The sequence below is a fragment of the Metabacillus niabensis genome (assembly GCF_902829255.1).
In the GTDB taxonomy this organism is placed as follows: domain Bacteria; phylum Bacillota; class Bacilli; order Bacillales; family Bacillaceae; genus Metabacillus; species Metabacillus niabensis.
In genome coordinates, this window is record NZ_CADEPK010000258.1 from 1 (window position 1) to 5,900 (window position 5,900).

Consider the following 5,900-nt stretch of genomic DNA (forward strand, 5'->3'; position numbering starts at 1 on the left):
CTTTAATAGTATAAAGCGTAACTACTTGGATAATCATCCAAACAGAATCCATTTCATCATCTCCTAAGTAATTCTGTATATTTCATTCATTTAATAAATAATTTGCTGACCCCTTAATTGAAGTACTAACCGATAATTAAATGCTCTGATTATTTCAAAGTATATTCTTTTAGAACATCCTTCATCCAATCTACAAAGTTTTTGCCTGCTCCGAAATCAACATTGATAATCCCTTCAGCACTTCCTGAAGTGATACATCTCACCTTATTTTGTCCATCAAAGTTTTCTATGATTACGGTTAGTGATGCTCTACCTTTTGTACGAAAATAATATCTTTCAAATATCAATGTACATATTTGTTTTCCATCGTCTCCAACTAAATGATGTTCCCAATACACCAAATCATCCTTTGAATTTGGGGCATTAAGTATAAGATTAGCTCCTTCAAAGGGTGATACTGATATTTTAAATTCAATATGTTTTTGCATAATTAACTCCTCTTTCATATTTCCTTCCATTTAATTTACGAAAATTTCCTACAAAAGGTTTCACTCCATCTGAATCTTTCCTTCTTCTACTAACTCCCTCTGAGTTAATAAAAAATGCGATACCTCTTTATTGAAGTATCGCACCCGTTGGTTTACATTCATAAATTAATATTATTGTTAGCTTAGTCTTTTGATAATGAATTATTCATTATACTAGACTTCCTGAGTTTTCTTTTTAAAGACAAATATTGAAATAACCATGATTATAATTGCATAGCTAATTACCCACCAAAGATGCGGAAGCATGTTTTCATAATGCCCATTCAATGTTGCCTTCCCGACTTCAACCGCATGAACAAATGGCAGTACATTAGCGATATCCTTAAAAATTCCTCCTACTAACTCTAAATCAAACCAAACGCCCGATAACCATGCCGAAACATTAGTAAGGAGAGCACCACATATTCCTACTGCTGCCTTTTCGGTAAACAATGTTCCAGAAATCAGACCAATGCCAATATATATAAACGCCATAGGAATCAATATAATAATGACCGCAAAAATTGTAATGGTAAAATTAAGCCCTAGAAATAATGCAGCTAACAGGCAAAACGCTACTTGTATAGCTGACATTGTAATGAGAGGTAACATATATCCTAAAATAAAGTTTTGAGCTGTCATCGGAGTTGTAAATAATCTGGTTAAAAAAGAACTAGCACGATCTTTTGCTAATACTTGAGCTGCAAACAATGCCATAAAGGAAAGACCAAACACAGCAATACCTGGGGCTAATGAAGAAATATTAAATAAGTCCACAGGGATACTGCTGTTAATCGCAGTTAAAAGGATTAGTAAAATGAGAGGAAAGGCCAGACCAAAAAACAACGAAATAGGATCCCTAATGATTTCCTTCATTACTCGATTAGCAAAAAATATTGTTTTCATACTAGCCCCTCCTTTGTAACAATTTTCACAAAGGTATCCTCGAAATTTTCAGTGTTTGTCATAGACATCAGTTCTTCGACTGTCCCGATTGCCTTTATCTGTCCATCTCTCATGACACAAATACGATCACATAAGGTTTCTGCTTCTTCTAAATAATGAGTTGTTAAAACAATGGTTGTATTTTCTTTCAATTCTTGAATTAAAGCCCATAATTCCCGGCGTCCTAAAATATCCAAGCCTAATGTAGGCTCATCTAAAAACAAAATTTTCGGTTCCGAAATGAGCGCAAGAGCAATGCTGAGTTTCCGTTGCCAACCACCGGACAATTTTTTACTTTTTTGATTTTCATATGGTTGTAATGAAAAATTAACAATCATATTGGCTGTTTTTTCTTTGACCTCTTTTTTTGCGTATCCATGAATGCCAGCCATTAATTCCAAGTTTTCGCGAACTGTTAAATTAGGGGCAATCGCCGTTTCTTGCGGGGAAACTGCAATAATTTCCTTGACTTGTTCTTGATTTTTTTCAATATTATATCCTAGTATAGAGGCATGACCGCTTGTAGGAGATATTAAGCAACATAACATTTTGATTAATGTTGTTTTCCCTGCTCCATTTACACCTAATAAACCAAACAACTCCCCCTTTTTGATAGAAAGTGATACATGATCAGTCACAGTTTTTTCATTGTATTTTTTCGTTAGATGATCAATTGAAATTGCATAATCCATCATTCATCCTCCTTATGAAACGGTGTTTGCACAAGATTTAAAAATGCATGCATCATCTTTTCCGGTACAATTGCAAGACCCCGTTCTTCATCCCCTAAAATAACAAGAGAGTCCCCTGGTTTTATTTGAAATACATCACGTGCTTTTTTAGGAACAACGATTTGCCCACGGTCTCCTATTTTAGCAACGCCAAAAAAGTGCTTTCCTTTCGGTGGTATAATTAAGTTCGTATCCTCTCCATCAAAATTCACTAAATTATCAAGAGATACGTTATACATTTTAGCTAACGCCTGACAATGCCCTAGATCAGGTGTTGATTCACCCTTTTCCCATTTTGCAATCACCTGTCTTGACACATTAATCCTGAAAGCAACTTCTTCTTGTGTTAATTTATGATGTAACCGTAGATTCTTCAAATTCGTACTTATCATACTTTTCACACCTCCTACATTTAGTATGGATCGTTATCAAAATGTTTTCTACCAACAATTAGTAACAGTGATGTTATTATTCGTAGCATTTCAGTAAAGACTAGACAGCCTTCTGTGTAGTCTCCCTTAAATTTCTATAGTTTTAAATGATGCTTCCCAATCTATAAAATTTAATTATTATTTTTTTATTAAACTAACTACCTCTAAATCAAACAAAAAAATGCTTTACCACATATTTTGGTAAAGTACTTGTTGAATGAATATCATTTATACATTCCCCTTTAGTAAAATAAAAATGCGATACCTCTTTATCGAAGTATCGCATTTTTTAGTTTAAGTATAATTTTTCACAATCGAAACTCAATAAGCCCGAGCAAACCAAACCGTATGTTTAGCTTCTTTCCCACAATGAAGGCATGTGTGCTTTGTTGTCGGTGGGTTAAATGGAATGTTTCGTGTTGTGAATTTTGTTTTTTCTTTTACATTTTCTTCACACGCATTATCTCCACACCAACCAGCTAATATCCAACCAGGAATGCTTCCATTTTGTTCGGATTCTGCTAGATGCTGTTCTAACTGAGCGATTGTATCGATATGTGTGTGTGAATTCTCCTCACGAAAAGCTTTTGCTTTTTCAAATAGACGGGTTTGCATTGTTTCAAGCTCTTTTTTAATCATTTCAACAATTGACTCAAGAGGGACGGACACTTTTTCCTCTGCATCACGTGCTTTCATTAAACCTTGATTGTTTTCTAAATCACGTGGACCAAGTTCAATACGTATCGGTACACCTTTTAATTCCCATTCATTAAATTTATAGCCTGGTGATTGATCAGTATCGTCAAGACGAACGCGAATTTCTTCCGCTTTTAACGCAGCAAAGATTTCATCTAATTTTTCTATAATCGCAGGATTCTTTTTCCATGGACCAACTGGAATCAAAATAACTTGAGTTGGTGCTATCTTTGGTGGTAAAACAAGGCCTTGTTCATCGCCATGAACCATGATGACCGAGCCAATTAAACGTGTAGACGTACCCCAAGATGTTGTATGAACATATGAGTGTTTATTTTCTTTATTTAAATATTTAATATCAAATGCTTCGGCAAATTTTGTACCTAAGTAGTGTGAAGTCCCTGCTTGTACGGCTTTCCCATCTTTCATCATTGCTTCAATAGAGAATGTATCAACTGCACCTGCAAAGCGTTCTAATGGTGTCTTTTGCCCATCATAAACTGGAATCGCAAGTAATCCTTCCACAACTTCTTTATAAATAGCTAACATTTGCATTGTTTCCTTACGTGCATCTTCTTCATCAACATGGGCAGTATGACCTTCTTGCCATAAAAATTCAGAGGTGCGGATGAATGGAAGAGTTTTCTTCTCCCAACGGAATACATTTGCCCATTGGTTAATTAGAACTGGGAGATCTCGATAACTTTTTATCCATTTTGAATACAAATGTCCAATCATCGTTTCTGAAGTTGGTCGCAGTGCTAAGCGTTCTTCTAAAGTCTCCCCTGCAGCTTCTGTTACCCAAGGAAGCTCTGGTGAGAATCCTTCAATATGATCCTTTTCCTTTTGGAAGAAGGATTCTGGAATTAACATTGGAAAGTATGCATTGCGATGACCTGTTTCTTTAAACCGTTTATCCATCTCTTCTTTAATATGTTCCCATAATTCATAGCCATCTGGCTTAAATGCAATACAACCACGAACTGGGGTGTAATCCATTAAATCAGCTTTTTGAATCGTATCAATATACCATTTCGAGAAATCATTTATTTTTTGTGACATCGTGCTTTTCCTCCTGAAAACATGAAATATTTTATATAAAATCAAAAAAGCATAAAGAGTCCTTAAGTAAGGACGTCTTTATGCTAATAGACGTGGTACCACCTTAGTTCGACATTAATAAAAATATTAAGTCCTCTAAACGTTTGTAACGAAACGACTCGGTTAGTTTTTTGCTAACATCTCCGTGGTAGGGTTCAATAAGAAGAGGTGATATAGCTCTCAGCCAAGGCTATATTTTCTGTTTCACAATCCTTATTTACTTGGTCACATCATTGATTACATATTTAAAAAGTAATATAACAATTCATTGAGAATTATTCAAGTTTCCATGTACATAAACAAAAAATCCCAGATAAATACTAAGCAATCTATCAATTAAGATGTACCTTCGTTCAATATGAAATGTAAAGTATCGCTACCTGTTAGTGAAAAATCATTATATTTTCACATACAATTCACCTGTACAAACACCCATTTGCAAATTGTTATAAATTGTCCAACGTTTATTGATTTCGCCTCAAAGTTCTAGTGGCTTACTCACCTACCATACCGTCATGATCATTATCGCGCATATAAGGGTATAACCAATGATCGCTCGTTATTGGCATACTGAAGCCTGCAGCTTTTGCTTCTTTTATCGTCACCTGTCCATTACCGTCTGTATCAACACTAGAAATATCACCGTTTGTCGTTGAACCAGTTGTTTCAGTTGGCTCTTTGCTTGTTAAACCGAGTGATGCGTTTACTTCATCAGGGTTTACATTGTCAAATGTATCAACGATCTCGTTACCTCTTAAAGTATAAGTATACTGATAATGTGAAGGAATCTGCGTATCGGTATTCGGATATGTGATAATTGCTTCAAAATTAGTCGCTCCACCTGCACTACGGATTGCGTCTTCCATATAAGCTTGATCACCATGTCGGTTAAGCGTACTATCTTGTGGCGTAATATTATAAGCGTTCGATACCCCGCCGAGAGAATCAGCAATAATATGTCCTTCATCTAAATCGTTACTTTCGACACCAGGAACCTTTGCCTCATCAGAGTAGTATCTGCCAGACGATAATACAGGTTCGTTACGGTCATCTTGTAGAATGATTTCATCCGCAATGACACGTACAAGTTGCCCGTATTCATTCGTAAAGGCCCAATATTCACGGTCCCCATAACCAATGTTAACGACAACATTAGGTTCACGATATCCAGACAAATCACCACCATCAACTTCAATAAGGTTGTATCCCGAGAACTGTTCATTATTTGATTGAGTTGGTGTTTCCTTTACTACTGGCTCATCAACAACCGGAGTGACAGTTTCTTCTTTTTCATTATTTTTATTTGTATTCACTGTTGTTTCTTCTTGTGGATTTGTTTCTCCATCTGTAATGGATGCATCATCTACGTTGGTACAACCAACCACAAAGATGGCCGTTAAAAGTAAGATTAAATAGTTTATTTTCTTTTTCATTTTAGGACTCTCCTATAATATGACTAGAATATGATG

Annotated in this window: 6 protein-coding genes and 1 other annotated feature; all 6 genes read right to left on the minus strand. The window is 35.5% G+C overall.

Translation table 11 applies throughout. From position 1 onward, the window contains the following. Positions 1 to 149: 149 nt before the first annotated feature. Positions 150 to 488 (minus strand): DUF6054 family protein, encoded by a 339-nt coding sequence (locus tag HU235_RS15800; protein ID WP_174880820.1) that lies wholly within the window; start codon positions 486 to 488, stop codon positions 150 to 152. Positions 489 to 701: 213 nt separating this feature from the next. Continuing rightward, positions 702 to 1,433: an ABC transporter permease gene (locus tag HU235_RS15805; protein WP_174880821.1), complete on the minus strand. Its 732-nt coding sequence runs from the start codon at positions 1,431 to 1,433 to the stop codon at positions 702 to 704. Beyond that, the gene (locus tag HU235_RS15810; protein WP_174880822.1) at positions 1,430 to 2,164 is read right to left on the minus strand and encodes an ABC transporter ATP-binding protein; all 735 of its coding nucleotides are present in this window, start codon (positions 2,162 to 2,164) and stop codon (positions 1,430 to 1,432) included. Before HU235_RS15810 ends, HU235_RS15805 begins: the two co-directional genes overlap by 4 nt. After that, positions 2,164 to 2,595 (minus strand): helix-turn-helix domain-containing protein, encoded by a 432-nt coding sequence (locus HU235_RS15815; RefSeq protein WP_174880823.1) that lies wholly within the window; start codon positions 2,593 to 2,595, stop codon positions 2,164 to 2,166. Before HU235_RS15815 ends, HU235_RS15810 begins: the two co-directional genes overlap by 1 nt. A 360-nt stretch (positions 2,596 to 2,955) precedes the next feature. Next, positions 2,956 to 4,392, minus strand: coding sequence for a proline--tRNA ligase (proS, locus tag HU235_RS15820; RefSeq protein WP_174880824.1), 1,437 nt, complete (start codon positions 4,390 to 4,392; stop codon positions 2,956 to 2,958). A 65-nt stretch (positions 4,393 to 4,457) separates the two neighbouring features. Beyond that, positions 4,458 to 4,674: a binding site (T-box leader), on the minus strand. A 251-nt stretch (positions 4,675 to 4,925) separates the two neighbouring features. Further along, a complete protein-coding gene (locus tag HU235_RS15825; protein WP_174880825.1) occupies positions 4,926 to 5,864 on the minus strand; it encodes a DNA/RNA non-specific endonuclease in 939 nt (312 codons plus the stop codon). Between the last annotated feature and the right edge of the window lie 36 nt (positions 5,865 to 5,900).